The sequence below is a fragment of the Pseudomonas fluorescens genome, assembly GCF_040448305.1.
Classification (GTDB): domain Bacteria; phylum Pseudomonadota; class Gammaproteobacteria; order Pseudomonadales; family Pseudomonadaceae; genus Aquipseudomonas; species Aquipseudomonas fluorescens_BH.
In genome coordinates this window covers 3582691-3602961 of sequence record NZ_CP148752.1, presented here as the reverse complement: position 1 = coordinate 3602961, position 20271 = coordinate 3582691, and the positions used below count along the sequence as shown (strand labels likewise).

Here is a 20271-nt window from a genome sequence, read left to right as displayed (position 1 = left end):
CACAGATGAACAATTATAAGAAAAACATACTGAAGCACCGTTTGACCCTCGCCATTACCGCTGGCGTGGCCCTGTCCATGGGTTCCTCGGCCATGGCTGCCGAGAACGGTAAGTTTCGTATCGGCGTGGTGACTTTCCTATCGGGCCCAGCAGCCGGGCCGTTCGGCGAGCCCTCCGCGAACGCCGCCAAAGTGCTGGTGGAAGGGCTAAACCAAGGCAAGCTCCCGGCGCCTTACAACACCATTGGTATCAACGGTGCCGAAATCGAGGTGGTGATCATCGACGAAGCGGGCGGCGCGGCTAAACAGGTCGAAGAGTTCCGTAACCTGGTGCAGCGCCAGAAGGTCGATGCAGTGGTGGGCTACATTTCCTCCGGTGACTGCCTGGCCATTGCGCCTGTGGCCGAAGAGCTGGGGGCCATGACCGTGTTTTACGATTGCGGCACTTCTCAGCTGTTCAATGAAGACAAGACCCCGCAGTTTGTGTTCCGCACCGGCCTTGATGCGGTCGTGGACAATATCGGCGCCGCCCGTTACCTGACCAAGACCCGCCCCGACGCGCAGAAAGTTGCCGGCATCCAGCAGAACTACGCCTTTGGACAAGACAGCTGGAAAGACTTCACCCACTCCATGGAGCAGTTGATGCCCAAGGCCAAGGTGGTCGAGTCGCAGATGCCCAAGGTCTTCCAGGGTCAATACGGCGCCGAGATTTCCGCTCTGTCGGTCAAACGCCCGGACATCATCCACTCCAGCTTCTGGGGCGGTGACATGGAAGCGCTTGTGTTGCAAGCCAATGCCCGTGGATTGTTGGAAGACGCCACCGCGGTCCTGACCTGCGGCGAGTCCGCTCTGGATCGCTACAAGGACCAGGCTCCCAACGGCATGGTCATAGGTGGTCGTGGCCCGTTTGGTGCGTTCGCGCCAGATAACGAACTCAATCGCTGGTTCAAGGACAAGTACCAAACCGCGTACAACACCGCGCCAACTTACCCGGCGAGCAAAATGGCCCAAGCCATTCTCGGCCTCAAGCACGCAGCGGAAAACGCCAAGGTTGAACCGGGCAAGATCCCTGCGCCGCAGGAGATCGCCAAGGCGTTCAAGGGCGCGACCTTTGAGTCGGTGTCCGGCACGGTGCAAATGGCTCGCGCCGGGGGGCATCAGGCGATGCAGGGCATTTCCTATGGCGAGTACCAATTCGACAAGGCGAGCAAGACAGGCAGCGTGCAAAACGTCATCGCCTTCTCCGGCGAATGCGTGACTCCACCCGACGGCACTCCCGCCCTGGAATGGATCAAGGCTGGCTTCCCCGGTGCCCAGTGCAACTGATCAATCTCGATTGATTGTTCCGAAGTGGCGGCCCGTTCGGCGTCGCCACCTTTATGCCAAGGTAGGACCTCTATGATGAGTCTTTTCGCGGTGCTGATTGACGGCACCATCTATGCCTCGTGGCTGTTTTTGGTCGCGGCAGGGTTGACGGTGATCTACGGGGTCATGCGGATCCTGAACATGGCCCATGGCAGTTTTTATGCCATTGGCGCCTACACCGCAGCTTCGCTGGTGGGCTGGTATTTCAATAACGGTATCGGCCCGGTCTGGGCCGGTTACCTACTGATGCTTGGCTGTGCCCTGGTGGCTGGGCTGATCGTTGGCCTGATTATCGAGCGCGGGCTGCTCAAGTTTATGTACGGCCGAGACGAAGTGCTGATGGTGATCATCACCTACGCGCTGCTGCTGGTGTTGGAAGACACCATGAAAATGATCTGGGGCGTGAACCCCTATTTCGCCTATCAACCCTATGCCGAAATGGGCCGTAGCGCCTTGGCCGGGCTGAAGGTTTCCAATTACGACCTGATGCTGGTAGGCGTTTCGCTGGTGCTTGGACTCGGCTTGTACCTGTGGCTGGAACGCACCAACCAGGGCAAGGTCCTGCGGGCTGTGATCCACGACCGTGAAGTGGCTATGGCCATGGGCGTCAACGTCAAGCGCATGTTCACCCTGGTCTTTGTGTTGGGCACCATGCTCGGTACCTTGGCCGGTGCCTTGACCGCTCCGGCTATTTCCGTAGCGCCGGGCATCGGCGTGGAAATTATCGTCCTGGCCTTCGCCGTGGTGGTGATCGGTGGCATGGGCAGTATCGAAGGAGCAGCGGTAGGCGCCTTGCTAGTAGGGCTGAGCCGTGCGGCGGCGGTGCACTATGCGCCGGAATTCGAACTCTTTGTGATTTACGGCGTCATGGCGCTGGTTCTGGCGGTACGTCCGCAAGGCCTGTTCGGTCGCGTGTTAGCGAGGAAAATCTGATGCGCATGGATAAAACAGAACTGATTCTGCTGGCGGTTGCGGCGCTGCTGGCCGCCGGTGGCTGGATTGCTCCGCAATGGCTGGTGTTTTTGCTGACCATGGCGTTGGCCAAGGCCATGGTAGTGCAAGGCGTGGTGATGCAGATGCGCGCCGGTCTGGTGACCTTTGGCCAGGGCTTGTTCTTCTGCGTTGGCGGCTATGCCGTGGGCATGAGTGGGCATTTCCTAAATATCACCGACCTAGCCGTGTTGCTGATGATCGGCGTTGGCGTCGCGGTTTTATTGGCGATGATTCTAGGCCTGCTGATGACCCGCTATCGGGAGATTTTCTTCGCCATGCTGTCGTTGGCGTTCTCGATGATCCTCTATGGCGTGCTGGTGAAAAGCTCGGCCCTGGGCAGTACTGACGGCTTCAACGTCAAGGCCTGGACCCTGTTTGGCTGGTCGCCAGCCGCCGGGCAGGGACCGCTGGTTTTGTTCATGATCATTGTTGCCAGTTCGACGGTGCTGGCTGTGTTGCTGCATCGCTATAGCCGCAGCAATGCCGGGATGATGTGTGAAGCAATTCGTGAAAACGAAGTGCGTGTCGAATACCTCGGGCAGTCCCCACGCTGGGTGCTGTACATGAACTACGTCGCCGCCGCAGCCGTTTCGGCATTGGGCGGTGGTTTCATGGCCTTGTCCGCCGGGCATATCGATCCGGAAATGGCCTACTGGATCACCTCCGGTGAGTTCGTGTTCATCGCCTTACTCGGCGGCACCGCCCACGTGGCGGCACCCTTTATCGCCGCCATCGTGTTTGCCGTGGTGCGCACTTACGCCATCGAACTGGTGCCCCATAGCTGGCAGATGATTCTGGGCTTCACCTTACTGGCGATCATCGTGTTCCTACCCAAGGGCTTGTGGAGCCTGTTTACCGGTAACGCTAGGAGGGCAAAAGCATGACCTGCATTCTCGAAACCCAGGGTCTGTGCAAGGAGTTTGGCGCTGTCACTGCAGCCAAGGACGTCAATGTGCGGATCAACAAAGGGGAAGTGGTCGGTGTGATCGGCTCCAATGGTGCCGGCAAGACCACTTTCATCAATATGGTCACAGGTTACTTGAAGCCGAGTCGGGGCGAGATCCTGTTCAATAACCAGTCGATCATTGGTCGCACGCCTCGAGCGATTACCCGCTCGGGCATGGCCCGCTCGTTCCAGGTCGCCCAACTGTTTGCGCAATTGAGCGTGCTAGACAACCTGCTGATTGCGGTGGCGGCGGCCGAAAGCCCGTTTCCAGCGCTGCTTGTGCCTATGCGCAGCGCCTCACGGATTGCCCGTGCCGACGCCATTCTTGTCGAGTTCGGCATACCGCAATGGCGTGACACTCTGGTCACCGCGGTACCGCAGGGGGTGCGCAAACTCATCGATATTGCCATGGCGTTGATTGGTGATCCGCAGATGTTGCTGCTCGACGAACCCACCAGCGGCGTTAGCGCCGAAGAGAAAACCGCGCTGATGGACACCGTGATGCGCGTCGTTGCCGAGCATCAAGTAACCGTGCTGTTCGTCGAGCATGACATGGACGTGGTACGCCGCTATGTGTCGCGCATTCTCGCGTTCTACAGCGGTGAAGTCCTGGCCGACGGCGCCCCGGAAGACGTCTTGGCCAATGCCCGGGTGCAGGAGTTCGTCACTGGCGGCGCCAAAGCCCACGACAAGGCGCAAAGGAGTGCCGTGAAATGAGCCTGGAAATTCGCAATCTCAATGTATCGATTGAAGGTATACCGATCCTCAATGACGTCTCGCTGTCCATCGCCCCCGGGCAAATGGTCGGTCTGATCGGCCACAACGGTGCCGGTAAGACCACCTTGATTCGCGCCATCATGGGTTTGTTGCCCACGGACCGCGGCGAGATGTTTTTTGGCGGACAGGACCTGCGCGCGCAGCCGGCTTTTACTCGCGCAGCAGCGGGTATCAGCTACTTGCCCGAAGACAGACGCCTGATTCCGTCGCTGACCGTGGAAGAGAACATCATGCTGCCAGTGTGGGCCAACAAACTGGCCGACAGCAAACAGCGTTTGGACTGGGTCTATAGCCTGATTCCAGAGATCGCCCAGTTCCGTGACCGCAAGGCGATGCAGTTGTCCGGTGGTCAGCAGAAGCTGGTGGCCATGGCCCGGGCACTGATGCCGGGCAATCAACTGTTGATTCTGGACGAACCTTTCGAGGGCGTAGCGCCGGTCCTGTCCCGGCGTTTAAGCGAGGTGATTGCCAAGCTGGGCCAGGAAGGCCTGTGCGTGTTGATCTCTGAATCCGATGACACACATTCTGCCGACCTGGTCGATGCGTTGTTTCGCATCGAGCGCGGCAGCGTGACAGCAGGGTAGGGCAGATGTATGTCGACATTTAACTTTGAAACCACGCCACGTGTGATCTGTGAGATCGATGGCGCGTTGCGCCTGGGCACCTTATGTCGCGAGCTAAAGGCCGAGCGGGTATTGCTGGTCAGCGATCCGGGGTTGTTGCGCGCCGGTTTGCTCGATGCACCCTTGCGAGCCCTGCACGAAGCCGGGGTCGAAGCGACACTGTACAGCGATGTGCAGGCCGATCCACCGTCGGAATCGGTACAGCACGCGGTGGATGCCGCCCGTAACTGCCGTGCCCAAGCAGTGATCGGCCTGGGCGGTGGCAGCTCCCTGGACACCGCGAAGTTGGTAGCCTTGCTCTGTGGTCGCGAGCAGGCGCTGGAGTCGATCTACGGTATCAACCTGGCCCAAGGCCCGCGTTTGCCATTGATCCAGGTGCCGACCACGGCAGGGACGGGCTCGGAAGTGACGGCGGTAGCAATTGTCACCACTCCCAGCCATGAGAAAAAGGGCGTTGTCAGCCCATTGCTGTATCCGGATATCGCGCTGCTGGACGCCCGACTGACCGTCGGCCTGCCTGCAGCTGTCAGTGCCATGACCGGTATCGATGCCATGGTCCATGCCATCGAGGCCTACACCAGCGTGCACAAGAAGAATGTGCTGTCCGATGGCCTGGCAATGCAGGCGTTGCGCCTGCTGGCGGGTAATCTGGATCGGGTCCTGGCGACGCCTGGGGATTTACCGGCTCGCTCCGACATGCTTCTCGGTTCGATGCTAGCGGGCATGGCCTTTGCCAACTCGCCGGTGGCGGCGGTGCATGCCCTGGCGTACCCATTGGGCGGCCACTTCCATGTACCCCACGGCTTGAGCAACGCCTTGGTGCTAGTGCCGGTGCTGAACTTCAATCGTCCGGCAGCCGAGGCGCTGTATGCGCAACTGGCGGCGGCAGTGCTGCCAGGGCAGCGCTTTGCCAGCGAGGCGTTGGCCTGCGATGCCTTTGTTGAGTTCATGACCCGGTTGGTGGGACGCATGCCGTTTGCCCAGCGGCTACGGGATGTGGGCGTGACTGCCGACGACCTGGATCGCCTGACCGATGACGCGATGAAGGTCGAGCGCCTGCTTATCAATAATCCGCGCCCGGTAACACGCCAAGATGCCCGCGCCATCTATGCCTCGGTGCTGTAAACAAAAAGGACTGACCGATGAATTATGAATTCAGAAGCGTGCCGCGCATAGTCTGCGAAGCGGGCGCGTTGCACAGCGTGGGCAAGGTGTTCAAGGATCTCGGTGCGCAACGGGTGATGCTGGTGTGCGATCCTGGCATTGTCAGCCTGGGTTTTGCAGTTAAGGCCCAGGCCTCGCTTGAGGTGGCTGGCTGCGCAGTCACAGTGTTCGACCAAGTGGTTCCCGACCCTTCGTCCGCCGTGGTCAAAGAGGCCGCCGAGCAGGCCCGACAATTCAAGGCCGATGGCGTGCTGGGCCTCGGCGGCGGCAGTTCCTTGGACGCCGCCAAACTAGTGGCGTTGCTGATCAACAGCGAACAGCCTTTGGAGGAGTTGTATGGAACCGACAAAGCCCTGGGGCAGCGGGTGCCGCTGGTGTTGGTGCCGACCACGGCAGGCACCGGCTCTGAAGTGACTTGGGTCTCCGTCATCACTGACGAGCAACAGCGCAAGCAAGCGGTGTATTCGTCGCAACTGATGCCGGACGTGGCGGTGCTCGACCCGCAACTGACACTCGGACTGCCGGCCAGGGTCACCGCCGCCACCGGTTTGGATGCCATGGTGCATGCAGTCGAGGCCTACACCAGTCGCACACGCAAGAACCCGATTGCCGATGGCTTGGCCACCACCGCCTTGGGATTGCTGAGCGCCAACCTGCGCAAAGTATTGGCCAACGGTCAGGACGTGGTGGCGCGTACGGCGATGCTGCAAGGCTCGCTGATGGCGGGCATGGCCTTCGTCAACGCCTCGGTGGCGGCGATTCATGGGTTGGCCTATCCGCTAGGGGCACGCTTTCACATTCCCCACGGCCACGCCAATGCCCTGGTGATGGCGCCGGTACTGCGTTTCAACCTAAGCGCGGCGCAAAGCCAATATGCGGAGCTCGCGACGTACCTGTTGCCGGGCCGCCATTTCGAGCACGAAGCCGAGGCCGCCGAAGCCTTTGTTCAGGCAATTGAAGTGCTGGTGGCCGACAGTGGCCTGGAAACCCGGCTGTCGAAACTGGGAGTGGACGAACCCGCCCTCACCGAAATGGCCAACTCGGTGGTGGTGAACCTGCGTCGCCTGATCGACAGCAATCCCAGGGACATGACCGAGCAGGACGTAGAAGCCCTCTACCGCAGCATCTTCTAACCGACTGACGCGCATCGCTCATTAGCGTGCGGTGCGCCGAAGGGATACGCGCTCTGATTCGACAGTGTGTATCCATTTGTCCCTCCCTTTATTCACCTCGTCTGCCAACGCGGAGGGGAGGGTTTTGTGTGCTTTTTTAACCATGAGTATAAAAATAATGAACTGCTGCAATAAAAACAGCCGCATGTTGGCACCTGTCGTCGGTACCTATGTCTTAGGGCTGGCGCTGGCCGCGTCTGCCTTTCCGGCCGTTGCCGAGGGCTTTCTCGAAAACGCCAAGGCGAACCTTACCTCGCGCAACTTCTACATCAACCGCAACTTTACCAACCCGGCTTACCCGCAGAGCAAGGCCGAGGAGTGGACTCAGAGTTTTATCCTCGACGCCAAGTCCGGCTTCACTCAGGGCACCGTGGGTTTTGGTGTGGACGTGCTGGGGCTGTATGCGCTCAAACTCGATGGTGGTCGCGGTACCGCCAACACCCAGTTGCTGCCAGTGCATGACAATGGCCGTCCAGCCGATGATTTCGGGCGACTGGGCGTGGCGTTGAAGGCTCGGCTGGCAAAAACTGAGCTGAAGGTCGGCGAATGGATGCCGGTACTGCCGATCCTGCGTTCCGATGACGGCCGCGCCCTGCCGCAAACCTTCCGCGGGGGCCAGGTGACTTCCCAGGATATCGACGGTTTGACCCTGTACGGTGGGCAGTTCCGCGGCAACAGTCCACGCAACGACGCGAGCATGGACGATATGTCGATGACCGGGAGGGGCGGGGTTACCTCCGATCGCTTCAACTTTGCCGGGGGCGAGTACAGCTTCAACAGCAAGCAAACCATGATTGGCCTGTGGAATGCCGAGCTCAAGGACATCTACAACCAGCAGTTCATCAACCTGGTGCACAGCCAAACAGTGGGTAGCTGGGTATTGGGCGCCAATCTTGGCTACTTCATCGGCAAGGAGAGCGGCAGCGAGCGGGCAGGGGAGCTGGACAACAAAACCGCCTCCGCCATGTTCTCGGCCAAGTATGGCAGCAGCACCTTTTACCTGGGCTTGCAGAAAATCAGCGGCGACAACGCCTGGATGCGGGTCAATGGCACCAGCGGCGGCACCCTGGCCAACGACAGCTACAACTCCAGTTATGACAATGCCAAGGAGCGGTCCTGGCAGTTGCGTCACGACTTCAACTTCGTTGGTGTGGGCATTCCCGGGTTGACCCTGATGAACCGCTACATCAGCGGTGAAGACGTACACACCGCGACTGTGAGTGACGGCAAGGAGTGGGGCCGGGAGAGTGAGTTGGCCTATGTGATCCAGAGTGGCAGCCTGAAAAACCTGTCGCTGAAATGGCGCAACAGCACCCTGCGTCGCGATTACAGCAGCCTGGAGTTCGACGAGAACCGTCTGATTATCAACTACCCCTTCTCGGCGCTTTAATACCGCTAAACAGATCGCACGCTACGCCAGCGGCTACAGACTTTTGTAGCCGCCGCTCGTTTGTCATTAAGCGAGCACTTTCATTTCAATGTTTTGTATGTCCTGAGCGGTAAGGACGCAAGGCGCATTAGTCGTGCGCTTCAATAACCACCGTGACTGAAAAGGAAAACATCATGACTGCTGCAGTTCCTAAGATGGATGATTTTTTGAAGGACGCTCCTTCTAACTGGGGCAAGTGGGGCGCGGAAGATGAAGTTGGCTCTCTGAATTACCTGACCGCGCAAGAAGTCATGCGCGGGGTTGCGCATATTAAGACGGGAAGCGTATTTACTTTACAGCGTATGATCGGTGATCCCGCAGGCGATCCGGTTTGGCCAGGCCGTACCCCGGCGGAACGTACTATGGTTCTCGATGAGTCAAGCTGGGACAATGATCATGGCCCATGTTATCCCGGCGGGTTGCACTACGCTGATGACAAGATCGACGCGTTCCTGCAAGGCTCCACGCAATATGATGCGCTTGGCCACCTCTGGTACGGCGGGAAAATATGGAACGGCTACGACGCGCGAACAACTGTGGGTGGCCTCGACAAGGCCAGTGTCGCACCTATCGGCGAGCGAGGAGTGGTCGGGCGCGGCGTATTACTGGATATGGCACGGCATCGTGGCAAGCGTATGCTGGATAAAGGTGAGACATTCACTCACATGGATCTTATGGCGTGCGCAGAGGCTCAGGGCCATACGATCGAGCCCCACGATATCCTGATTATCAGGACTAACTTCCTTCAAGCTTTCTATGAGCAGGGCGAGGCGTTTTACGACGGATTCTGCGAGCCAGGCCTTACATATTCGGAGGAGCTTGTTCGATGGTTCCATGACAAGGAAATTCCAAACCTTGTCACCGATACCATCGCCAATGAGGTCACGACAGACCCAGTATCAGGTGTGGCTCTGCCACTACACTGCGCTTTGATGCGTAATCTTGGTATCGCCTTTACGGAGATCTGCGACCTGGAAAAACTAGCCGAAAGTTGCGCTAAAGACAGGCAGTATACTTTCCTTTATGTGGCCGCCCCGCTAAAAGTACATCGCGCTGCCGGATCACCGGTCAATCCGGTAGTGATCAAATAGTCGTTTATGCTGGGGCAGGGTTACTCCTGCCTCAGCATAAGTGAAAGTCGCCGATTTCTGTCTCAATCTAGTACATTTGCTGGCTCAGTGATAGAGATAATCAATCTGTAGCTGGGCGAACTCTATGGCTTCTTTGTGAGTGTCTGCCTCCATTGTTTTTTGCCAAGTGCCTGATACAGATTCGCGAATATGCTTATAAGCGCACAGCTTAGTTAGTGAGCTGAGCTGTTAATCAATTAATTCAATGTTAATAACGCTCGGCTTCGCCTTATGTACTTAAACGCACAGTATATCGTTACCGGTAGATCAATGAATTAACTGCTCAGGACACTAGAGTGGGCGGATATGCTCGCTTTAGCCGCCCCGTTCAACCCCAAACTCACGCGGCACTGCCCATTCCTTGCACCAACATAATCTCGGCGATGATCGGTACCGGCGTCATCAGGTGAGTGCGCATCATGGTGCTGGCCCGTGGCGCATCGCGCGCCAGAATAGCTTCAACCAGCGCAGCATGTTCCTTGCGCTTCAACGCCAGGGCTTCTTCGGAGAAAACCGTCTGGGTCAGCCAAAGGTGGCGGTAGCGTTCGGCCTGATCAAATAGATAGCCACGTGCCTGTAACAGGTGTTTTGAACCACAACCGGTAGCAATAGCCGTGTGGAAGGCCTTGTGCCGTTCGTCCCAGACATCCAAGACCTGCTCTCGGGTTTTGACATCCATAACTTTCGAGAGGGTATGGGACTGGGCAAGGATCTGCGCCTCCCAAGCGTCGTCACCGCGCTCAATGGCCAAGCCTACGATCATCGCCTCGAGGTTGGCGCGGGCATCGTAGATGTCCTGCATTTCTTTCAACGACATGGGCGCGACCCGGTAGCCCTTCTGGCTGATCACCACCACCAGATGTTCGGCCACCAATTGCGAAAGCGCCTCTCGCAGCGGGCCAACCCCCAAGTCATAACGCTCCTTGAGCCCACTCATGAGGAGCTTCTCTCCGGGCTTGAAGACCCCGCGAATGATGTCCTGTTTGAGTCGCTCATACCCGCTGAATGCATAGTTCTGCTTGGGGGTGAGGCTATCCAAAGGTACTGCTCCTGAAAACGACAAGGTCCAATCATACCTAAACATCTGTCATACGAAAAACATAAGACGAAACGGTGTTTTGTCGATAATGCTAAAAAATGTAGACATTTAGAATTTATGGCGATATTTTTGCTCTGAGCCTGATCCGCATCAATGCTGGAGGGGCCAATCCCTACCTTCTGCCCAGGAACTGCCATGAACGCCTTTACGCAAATTCAGGACCTTGTGATACCACTGCCATCGGAGTGCAAGGGTTTCACTCTCACCCCTTCCAGCCAGTCACCGCGCCTGCTTGAGCTGAAATTTGCCAAGCAAACCGTCGACGCGTTCATAAAGGCGGTGACGCAATGGCCGGTCCAGGCTCTGGAGTACAAATCGTTCCTGCGCTTCCGGGTTGGCCAGATACTTGACGAGCTGTGCGAAGGCACCCTGCGCCCGGTGTTGATCAACACCATTCTCGACCGCGCCACCGGCGGCATGCTGATCACGCCGGAGGGGTTGAACGAAGTGTCCCAGGCCGATGACATGGTCAAGTTTTCCTCGGCCGTCGCGCACTTGATCGGTCGCTCCAACTTCGATGCCATGAGCGGCCAGTTCTACGCGCGCTTTGCAGTGGTCAACACCGACAACTCCGACAGCTACCTGCGCCAGCCACACCGGGTCATGGAACTGCACAACGACGGCACATTTGTTCAGGAGCGCACTGACTATGTGCTGATGATGAAGATCGACGAGCAGAACATGGAGGGTGGCAACACCCTGCTGCTGCACCTGGACGATTGGGGAGACCTGAACCATTACTACACGCATCCGCTTGCCCGCCGTGAAATGCGCTTCACCGCGCCACCGAGCAAGAACGTGCGTGAAGACGTGTTCCATGCGGTGTTCGACAACGACGCCGAAGGCCGCCCGACGATGCGCTACATCGACCAGTTCGTGCAGCCCAAGGACTTTGAGGAAGGCATTTGGCTGACCGCCATGAGCGAATCCCTGGAAGGCAGTCAGGAGAAGGTTTCGGTACCGGTGCCGGTCGGAAGCTTCGTGCTCGTCAACAACATGTTCTGGCTGCACGGTCGTGACCGCTTCACCGCCCACCCGGGCCTGCGTCGTGAGCTGATGCGTCAGCGCGGCTACATCAGCTACCAAAAAACCATGTACCAGCGCGGCCAGTAAGGTTTGCCAAACGCTGAAGTGACGAGGGCCACCTCATGTGGCCCTTATCGCGCTTCCAACAAAAACGTAATTCAGGTGGGTGCAAGCTAATGGCTGCGTACGACTTCATCATCATCGGTGGCGGCATTGTGGGTATGTCCACGGCCATGCAACTGGCCCAGGTTTACCCGGACGCAAAAATCCTCTTGCTGGAGAAAGAGTCCGGCCCCGCCAAGCACCAGACCGGCCACAACAGTGGCGTAATCCATGCTGGCGTCTACTACACCCCGGGCAGTCTGAAGGCGCGCTTCTGCCTGGAAGGTAACAAGGCCACCAAGGCCTTCTGCGACAAGCACGGCATCCCTTTTGATGAGTGCGGCAAGCTGCTGGTGGCCACCAACGAGCTGGAAATGCAGCGCATGAGCGCGTTGTGGGACCGCACCGAAGCCAATGGACTGAGGCGTGCATGGCTTTCGGCCGCCGAGCTGCGCGAGCGCGAGCCGAACATCGTCGGCCTGGGCGGCATCTACGTGCCTTCGAGCGGCATTGTGAACTACGCCGAGGTCACTGCGGCCATGGGCCGAGAATTCGAGGCCGCCGGTGGTGAGATCCGCTACAACAGCGAAGTCGTCGCCATCGGCGAGCGCCCCGATGAAGTCGTGGTCCGCACCGACACCCTGGAGCACCACGGGCGCTTCCTGATCACCTGCTCGGGCCTGATGGCTGACCGCGTGGTGCGTATGCTCGGGATCAAGCCCAACTTCATCATCTGCCCGTTCCGCGGCGAGTATTACCTGCTGCCCAAACAGCATAATCAGATCGTCAACCACCTGATCTATCCGATCCCGGATCCGTCCATGCCATTTCTCGGCGTGCACCTGACCCGCATGATCGACGGCACCGTCACTGTCGGCCCCAACGCAGTGCTGGCGATGAAGCGCGAAGGCTATCGCAAGACCGATTTTTCGCTGTCGGACATGTTCGAAACCCTGACCACCCCGGGCATTCTGAAGGTGCTGATGAAGAACCTGCGCCCCGGCCTGATCGAGATGAAGAACTCACTGTTCAAGGGCGGCTACCTGAAGGAAGTGCAGAAGTACTGCCCGAGCATCAACAAGAGCGACCTCACCGCCTACCCGGCCGGTGTGCGCGCCCAGGCTGTCTCGCTTGACGGCAAGTTGATCGACGATTTCCTGTTCGTCAATACCGCCCGTAGCGTCAGCGTCTGCAACGCCCCGTCGCCTGCAGCGACCTCCGCCATCCCGATCGGCGCATACATCGTCGACAAGGTCCGTGAGCAGCTAGCAAGCACTGGTGTCAGTTTTGTCAAACCCGCCAACTCCACTCGGACCGCCCCGATGGCGGCTTCCGGCGTAACCCGCTAACGAGGAATTTCGCGTGCAACTCAACGATCCGAAACTGTTCCGCCAGCAAGCCTATATCGACGGTGCCTGGGCAGATGCTGACAGTGGTCAGACCCTCATGGTCAACAACCCGGCCACCGGTGAAATCATTGGCAGCGTGCCGAAGATGGGGGCGACCGAAACCCGTCGTGCCATTGAAGCCGCTGACAAGGCGCTACCGGCCTGGCGCGCCCTGACCGCCAAGGAGCGCGCCAACAAGCTTCGCAAGTGGTTCGACCTGATGATGGCCAACCAGGAAGACCTGGCCCGCCTGATGACCCTGGAGCAAGGCAAGCCACTGACCGAGTCCCGTGGCGAAATCGCTTATGCCGCTTCCTTTCTGGAGTGGTTCGGCGAAGAGGCCAAGCGCGTGTATGGCGACATGATCCCCGGTCACCAGGTCGACAAGCGCCTGATGGTGCTCAAGCAGCCGATCGGTGTCACCGCCGCCATCACTCCGTGGAACTTCCCTTCGGCGATGATCACCCGCAAGGCCGGTCCGGCCCTGGCCGCCGGCTGCACCATGGTCCTCAAGCCGGCCTCGCAAACGCCTTACTCGGCCCTGGCCTTGGCCGAGCTGGCCGAGCGCGCCGGCATTCCGAAAGGCGTGTTCAGCGTGGTCACCGGCAGTGCCGGCGAAGTCGGCAGCGAGCTGACCGGTAACCCGCTCGTGCGCAAGCTGACCTTCACCGGCTCCACCGAAATCGGCCGCCAGCTGATGATCGAGTGCGCCAAGGACATCAAGAAGGTGTCGCTGGAACTGGGCGGCAATGCACCCTTCATCGTCTTCGATGACGCCGACCTGGATGCGGCCGTCGAGGGCGCGCTGATCTCCAAGTACCGCAACAACGGCCAGACCTGCGTCTGCGCCAACCGCCTGTATATCCAGGACGGCATCTACGATGCCTTCGTCGACAAGCTCACCTCGGCCGTGGCCAAGTTGAACATTGGTAATGGCCTGGAAAACGGCATCACCACCGGCCCCCTGATCGACGCCAAAGCTATGGCCAAGGTTCAGGAACACATTGAAGATGCTGTGAGCAAAGGCGCTCGCGTGGTCGCCGGCGGCAAGCCGCACGCCCTGGGCGGGACCTTCTTCGAGCCGACCGTGCTGGTTGATGTACCGCGCAACGCCGCCGTCGCCAAGGAAGAAACCTTCGGCCCACTGGCGCCGCTGTTCCGCTTCAAGGATGAAGCCGATGTGATCGCCATGGCCAACGATACCGAATTCGGCCTGGCGTCTTACTTCTATGCTCGGGACTTGAGCCGGGTGTTCCGTGTGGGCGAAGCGCTGGAATACGGCATTGTCGGCGTCAACACCGGGATCATCTCCAACGAAGTCGCGCCGTTCGGTGGCATCAAGGCTTCGGGTCTGGGCCGTGAAGGCTCCAAGTACGGCATTGAGGACTACTTGGAAATCAAATACCTCTGTATCGGCGTGTAATCACTGCGGACATTCATCAAGCGTCAAGTGGGGGTGGAAATGAACACCCACCGAACCTGTAACAATGCCATATGGCTGTCATTCCCCGGAGTTCCTTAATATGAATCGCTCGTATCTTTCGCTCGCCGAAAAGGATGTTCAGCATCAACTGCACCCCTACACGGATGCGCGACTGCACCAGGAAGTAGGCCCGCTGATCATCGAGCGTGGCGAAGGCGTTTACGTCTATGACAATCAGGGCAAGCGTTATCTTGAAGCAATGTCGGGTCTTTGGAGTGTGGCGCTTGGTTTCAGTAATGAGCGCCTGATCAAGGCGGCAGAGCAACAGCTACGCAAACTGCCCTTTTATCACCTCTTCAGCCACAAGGCTCACACGCCCAGTATCGAATTGGCCGAGAAGCTGATCGAACTCGCCCCGGTGCCGATGAGCAAAGTCTTCTTCACTAACTCAGGCTCTGAAGCCAACGACACCGTCGTCAAGATGATCTGGTATCGCAACAATGCCATCGGCAAGCCTGGCAAAAAGAAGTTCATCAGCCGTCACAATGCGTATCACGGCATTACTGCTGTCAGCGCCAGTTTGACCGGGCTGCAGGTGAATCAACGTGGTTTTGATGTGCCGTTGCCCGGCTTCTTTCACGTTGCTTGTCCGCACCACTATCGCAATGCCAAACCTGGCGAGACCGAGGAACAATTTGCTGATCGCCTGGCAATCGAACTGGAAAATGTCATCCTCCGGGAGGGCCCGGAAACAGTAGCCGCTTTTTACGGCGAACCGCTGATGGGGGCGGGCGGCGTGATCGTGCCTCCGCGCACATATTGGGACAAGATTCAAGCGGTGTGCCGCAAATATGACGTGCTGGTCGTTGCGGATGAAGTGATTTGCGGCTTTGGTCGTACCGGTAAAATGTTTGGCTGCGAAACCTTCGGCATCAAGCCGGATGTAATGGTGGTTTCCAAGCAACTATCTTCTTCGTATCAACCGATCGCGGCAGTCCTGATCAACGATAAGGTCTTCGAGGGGATCGCCGATCAGAGCCACACCTTCGGTACTCTGGGCCATGGCTTCACCGGCAGCGGCCACCCGGTTGCGACTGCAGTTGCGCTGGAAAACATAAAGATCATCCAGGAAGATCGGCTTGTTGAGCGCGCCTGCGAGTTGGGCGAACAACTTCAGGCCGGACTGGCTCAATTTGCTGATCATCCGTTGGTAGGGGAGGTCAGGGGCTGTGGACTGATCGCCGCTGTGGAGCTCGTTGCGGATCGTCGGACAAAGGAGCCGCTGGATACGGTTGGGAAGCTGGGGCGCTACCTGGCGGGACGTGCGCAGGAGTACGGCATGATCACAAGGGCGATGGGAGACTCGATTGCATTCTGTCCACCACTGATATCCACGACAGAAGAAATACAGTTTGTGGTTGATACGTTTAGCCGTGCACTCGACGACACTGACCGTTGGTTTGGTCTGGGTGTCAACCAAAGCATGTGGCATCAGTGGGAGGGCTACACGCACAACTCCTGATAGCGCGTCTCGGTGTCATGAAGGTGTATCGATCATCGGCGCGGCCCAGGTACTGGTCGCGCCACCATCTTCGTTTCGTGAGTAAAAATGATTCTTCACGGATTACCGGGAAAGACGCTCTTGATCTTCATGAAAAAGCGCTCGCTGTCCCGGTAGCCGTACACCCTCTGTTTGATAACCATGATTTATATCTTTTTAATTAATCGGTGTGAGTTGACCAACGAATCCGGCTCACAATGTCTCTAGGTCAGCCTGTTGTTCCGGGTGGGTGCTGGCTAACCTCCAGGTCAAAAGCTGTATTCATTTCCACTACAGCCGCCTCGATTTGAGTGCGTCCCCCTCTAGCTCCAAACTTCGAAAAATGATCTGACCGCAACGCGGGTTTTAGTCAGGCCCGACAGGCAGGAAACGTGTGGAGTGAGGCGTCAAAGTACTTGTTTCAGTCGTTCACGGACTTCGTGAAGAACCCAGTGGCTGCACGACCCACTGCGGCTCCTTCTAAAGGTTATGATCTTCCAGTGTCGCGGCGAGAGTGCACAGCTTCGTCAATTCGGTTGAGATGATTCTTGTGCAATTGCCTAATGGAATAGGCGGCTAGAATGGGGGCCACTTTCGGTAGCAGAGTGCATGGCGACCTCCAGCCATCCATGGCAGGAGCTTTCATTCGGGGGGACTTTTCCTGATGCGCCTGGGTTGAGATTTGGTTCTTCAAACCAAGATGGAGTCTTGATCAAAACCTTGGGACAGGCCGCTCTACGACGCTCCAATATGACGATGTGTCGATAAGGCTCAGGACGCGACCCTGTTCTTTGTCCAGGCTCAGGGTGCCTCGGATCAAATCACCGGCCAGCCAACTCGGTGTGTTAGCCGCCAGCACTCTTCCTTCGGCGTTGAGTAACAACGCCTCATTACTGACTCGCATAAGGCTGCGCACGAGCAAGGGCTCCAAGGAGTGCAGAGAAATATCGGCAGCAGCTACACCAATGAAGCGATCTGCGAAAAAAATAGGAACCGAGAACGCAACGATGTACTGCTCCGTGCCGTACAAATCCACAAACGGGCCGTCTATGGAGGGCTGCCGGGTTTGCTGGGGGCGGGTGTACCAAGGCATGTGCAGGTAATCGTAAAAACGGTCGCTACGGCTATTAAAATTCAGCGTCAGAGGCTTGATTTCTTCTTTTTGGGTTCGGCACCACCATTCCAGATGCATTTCGCGGCCTTCCAGCTCACCAGGAGCGAATACCACGCCGGCACCATGAAACTTGAGGTTCTCCGAGTTCAGGATTTGCCGAATAATCGGCAGCAATGGCTTCAGGTCGCCTTGGCCGGGGCGCTCCTTTTTGCTACACGTATGCTCCCAAATGCTCAATACCGCGGCGCTCATATCGTTGAGCCCCTTGAATACGTTACTTACGGAAGCATTGATTAACGTGGCACATTGGGACAGCTCGTTTGCTGACATTTCGTTAGCCATGGCTCTACCTCATGACTCAGAGAAGACAATGCGGTGCCTGCAGTCGACGGGGTATGCGACACCGAGCTGCATAGCGAGCGAATAATTCAGCAAGTTTCGTTCCATTCATGAGTCGCCTTCTGCCATTTGTTGTAGTCGTAGGGTGCTTAGGCGGCGAACGCCTCGTGTTACATGTGCTTCTGCCAGTGCGCCGGCCAGATTGGCGTCGTTTGCTACGATGGCTTCCAGGATAGCTCTATGCTCCCGCTCGATGGCCTGTGGATCCGGTTGGCCGGCAAACGGCAGCCATAACAGTTCCCCAAGCTCCGCCTGCAGACGCGCTTCGCTGTGAGTCAGGCGCACAGACTGCGCTGCCACGGCTATTTCGATATGGAATCTGGCGTCTGCTCGGCGGCGCTCTCGCCGCTCTTGAGCGTTGGCCAGGGCGTCGACAAGGCTGCTCAGTCTTGTATGTTGCTCAGGCCCGGTGCGCTGAGCCGCCAGTCGGGCGGCGGCGCCTGAAATGGCAGCGTGTTCATCGGCGAGGTCACGCAGTTCAAGCGTGCTGAATTCACGTAGTTGATCGAACAGGGACTGATCTGAGGTTTGCGGCGCGGCGCAGATGAAGCTCCCGCCGCTGCGTCCGCGCCGGGTTTCGATAACCCCGCGCTCGCGCAAGCCCGCCAGCGCGTCCCGCAGCGTAACCGTGGCGACGCCGAGTTGGGTGGCCAGGGCACTTTCATTGGGGAGCTGTTCGCCTTCTGTGAACAACCCCAGATCGATCATTTCTATCAGGCGACGGGTAACAGACTCCGTTTTACCTTCCTGGTTAAGGCGTATGAGGCTTGAAGTAGGGCTCATGGTTGATTCATTCATGGGCGGCGCCATTTTACGCCTGTGGCAATAGTCCGATGTAGCGTCAAGCGCGTCCGGATGTGCGTTTCTTTTAAAATTCTATTTCATATTTAATATTATTTTTGTACGTATTCGTGGGGGAATTATAGAATTTTAACGCCTGAAAAGTCAAAAAAACACCTCATATTCGCTTTTCTGGGGTTCTCATGGGTTAAAAGATATGGTTCCATATGTTTAAGGCGATTTGAGATCGCATCCATCCGAACCCAGGAGCAGTTTTAACCATGAGTCAGTTGACCCGATCAGAGTGGGAAGCCAGAGCCAAGGCGCTGAGCATTGAAGGGCGAGCCTTCATCAATGGCAAATATGTGTCGGCCAGTTCAGGTGCAACCTTCGAGTGCATAAGTCCTATTGACGGGCGTGTGCTTGCCTTGGTCGCTAGTTGCGATGCGGCAGATGCGAATTTGGCGGTGGCCAGTGCCCGGTCGGTGTTCGAGTCCGGTGTCTGGTCACGCCAAGCACCGGCAATGCGCAAGGCAGTGATGGTGCGTTTTTCCGAATTGTTGCAGGCCCACGCCGAAGAGCTGGCTCTGCTGGAAACATTAGACATGGGCAAGCCGATTTCCGATTCGCTGTCGGTCGACCTCCCGGGGAGCATTGACAGTATCCGCTGGTGCGGTGAGGCAATAGACAAAATCTACGATGAGGTGGCAGCGACCTCGGTTGATCAGCTCGGGCTGGTTACCCGGGAGCCGGTAGGGGTGGTTGCGACTATCGTGCCGTGGAATTTCCCACTGATGATGGCGTCTTGGAAGTTGGGGCCGGCGCTGGCTGCCGGTAACTCAGTTGTCCTCAAACCCTCGGAGCGTTCTCCGCTGACGGCTATCCGCATCGCACAGCTTGCTCTGGAGGCGGGTCTTCCAGCGGGTGTGCTCAATGTTCTGCCGGGCTATGGCCACACCGTGGGCAAGGCGTTGGCCCTGCACAGTGATGTTGATACTTTGGCGTTTACCGGGTCGACCCAAGTGGCCAAGCAACTACTGGTTTATGCGGGTGAGTCGAATATGAAGCGAGTCTGGCTCGAGGCCGGCGGCAAAAGTCCCAACATCGTATTTGCTGATGCCCCCGATCTGCAGGTGGCGGCCGAAGCAGCAGCGACAGCCATCGCCTTCAACCAAGGTGAGGTTTGCACTGCCGGTTCACGTTTGCTGGTGCAGGCATCGATCAAAGAGCGTTTTGTACCGATGGTTGTCGAGGCCATGAAGGGCTGGAAGCCGGGTCATCCTCTCGACCCTGATACCAACGTCGGCGCAATGGTTGACGGCCGTCATCTGGATGGGGTGATGCAGTACATCGAAGAGGGTCAAGCGCAAGGTGCGCGGCTCTTGCTCGGGGGACGCGTTGCACGGGTAGAAGCCGGTGGCAGTTATGTAGAGCCAACCCTGTTCGACAACGTCAGCAACTCGATGAAAATCGCCCGGGAAGAAATATTCGGTCCCGTACTGTCAGTCATCGAATTCGACGAAGCAGAGGATGCGGTACGCATCGCCAATGACACCCCTTACGGTCTGGCCGCAGCTGTCTGGACGTCTGACCTGTCTCGAGCCCACAACATGGCCCGCGCACTTCGTGCCGGCAGTGTTTGGGTCAACCTCTATGACGGCGGTGACATGATGGCGCCATTCGGCGGCTTTAAACAGTCCGGTAATGGCCGTGACAAATCTCTGCATGCCTTTGATAAGTACACGGAGATCAAGGCCACCTGGATACAACTCTGAGTCAACTCTGGTTAATCGCGCAACGGA

The 20271-nt window shown here is 57.8% G+C and carries 17 protein-coding genes; 14 read left to right on the top strand and 3 right to left on the bottom strand.

All coding sequences use genetic code 11. The features are described from left to right. The first annotated feature begins 5 nt into the window (after positions 1–5). The 9 genes from WHX55_RS16310 (at position 6) to WHX55_RS16270 (ending at position 9559) form a co-directional block, all read left to right on the top strand. Positions 6–1325, top strand: coding sequence for an ABC transporter substrate-binding protein (locus WHX55_RS16310; protein WP_353740807.1), 1320 nt, complete (start codon positions 6–8; stop codon positions 1323–1325). A gap of 72 nt (positions 1326–1397) precedes the next feature. After that, positions 1398–2297, top strand: coding sequence for a branched-chain amino acid ABC transporter permease (locus WHX55_RS16305; RefSeq protein WP_123722561.1), 900 nt, complete (start codon positions 1398–1400; stop codon positions 2295–2297). Further along, positions 2297–3241, top strand: coding sequence for a branched-chain amino acid ABC transporter permease (locus WHX55_RS16300; RefSeq protein ID WP_248687254.1), 945 nt, complete (start codon positions 2297–2299; stop codon positions 3239–3241). Before WHX55_RS16305 ends, WHX55_RS16300 begins: the two co-directional genes overlap by 1 nt. Then, entirely contained in the window at positions 3238–4020 is a 783-nt protein-coding gene (locus WHX55_RS16295; RefSeq protein WP_056723366.1) for an ABC transporter ATP-binding protein, read from the top strand. Before WHX55_RS16300 ends, WHX55_RS16295 begins: the two co-directional genes overlap by 4 nt. Continuing rightward, a complete protein-coding gene (locus WHX55_RS16290) occupies positions 4017–4664 on the top strand; it encodes an ATP-binding cassette domain-containing protein (protein ID WP_056723361.1) in 648 nt (215 codons plus the stop codon). Before WHX55_RS16295 ends, WHX55_RS16290 begins: the two co-directional genes overlap by 4 nt. A gap of 9 nt (positions 4665–4673) precedes the next feature. Beyond that, positions 4674–5828 carry an iron-containing alcohol dehydrogenase gene (locus WHX55_RS16285; protein ID WP_353740806.1) on the top strand — a complete coding sequence of 385 codons (1155 nt, stop codon included), beginning with the start codon at positions 4674–4676 and terminating at the stop codon, positions 5826–5828. Positions 5829–5845: 17 nt separating this feature from the next. Further along, positions 5846–7000, top strand: a complete 1155-nt coding sequence (locus tag WHX55_RS16280) for an iron-containing alcohol dehydrogenase (RefSeq protein WP_218497860.1) — start codon at positions 5846–5848, stop codon at positions 6998–7000. Between the two features lie 184 nt (positions 7001–7184). Beyond that, positions 7185–8429 carry an OprD family porin gene (locus WHX55_RS16275; RefSeq protein ID WP_218497861.1) on the top strand — a complete coding sequence of 415 codons (1245 nt, stop codon included), beginning with the start codon at positions 7185–7187 and terminating at the stop codon, positions 8427–8429. 173 nt (positions 8430–8602) lie between these two features. Then, a complete protein-coding gene (locus WHX55_RS16270; protein WP_056723356.1) occupies positions 8603–9559 on the top strand; it encodes a cyclase family protein in 957 nt (318 codons plus the stop codon). Positions 9560–9938: 379 nt separating this feature from the next. Here the strand turns inward: WHX55_RS16270 and csiR are convergent, their stop codons facing one another. Then, positions 9939–10637, bottom strand: a complete 699-nt coding sequence (gene csiR, locus WHX55_RS16265) for a DNA-binding transcriptional regulator CsiR (RefSeq protein WP_353740805.1) — start codon at positions 10635–10637, stop codon at positions 9939–9941. Positions 10638–10832: 195 nt separating this feature from the next. On the opposite strand from csiR, the gene glaH reads away from it, so the two are divergent. The 4 genes from glaH (at position 10833) to WHX55_RS16245 (ending at position 16158) form a co-directional block, all read left to right on the top strand. Beyond that, the gene (gene glaH, locus WHX55_RS16260) at positions 10833–11810 is read left to right on the top strand and encodes a glutarate dioxygenase GlaH (protein WP_353740804.1); all 978 of its coding nucleotides are present in this window, start codon (positions 10833–10835) and stop codon (positions 11808–11810) included. A gap of 89 nt (positions 11811–11899) precedes the next feature. Beyond that, positions 11900–13174, top strand: coding sequence for an L-2-hydroxyglutarate oxidase (lhgO, locus tag WHX55_RS16255; protein WP_353740803.1), 1275 nt, complete (start codon positions 11900–11902; stop codon positions 13172–13174). Positions 13175–13187: 13 nt separating this feature from the next. Continuing rightward, positions 13188–14636, top strand: coding sequence for an NADP-dependent succinate-semialdehyde dehydrogenase (gene gabD, locus WHX55_RS16250; RefSeq protein WP_353740802.1), 1449 nt, complete (start codon positions 13188–13190; stop codon positions 14634–14636). 100 nt (positions 14637–14736) lie between these two features. Further along, a complete protein-coding gene (locus tag WHX55_RS16245) occupies positions 14737–16158 on the top strand; it encodes an aspartate aminotransferase family protein (protein ID WP_353740801.1) in 1422 nt (473 codons plus the stop codon). Between the two features lie 730 nt (positions 16159–16888). Here the strand turns inward: WHX55_RS16245 and WHX55_RS16240 are convergent. Together WHX55_RS16240 and WHX55_RS16235 are read right to left on the bottom strand one after the other, a co-directional pair. Further along, positions 16889–17632: a histidine kinase gene (locus WHX55_RS16240; protein WP_223548029.1), complete on the bottom strand. Its 744-nt coding sequence runs from the start codon at positions 17630–17632 to the stop codon at positions 16889–16891. A 105-nt stretch (positions 17633–17737) separates the two neighbouring features. Continuing rightward, a complete protein-coding gene (locus tag WHX55_RS16235) occupies positions 17738–18472 on the bottom strand; it encodes an FCD domain-containing protein (RefSeq protein WP_353743055.1) in 735 nt (244 codons plus the stop codon). Between the two features lie 278 nt (positions 18473–18750). Here WHX55_RS16235 and WHX55_RS16230 point away from each other — a divergent pair, with 278 nt between their 5' ends. Next, entirely contained in the window at positions 18751–20244 is a 1494-nt protein-coding gene (locus WHX55_RS16230) for an aldehyde dehydrogenase (RefSeq protein ID WP_353740800.1), read from the top strand. The last annotated feature ends 27 nt before the right edge of the window (positions 20245–20271 follow it).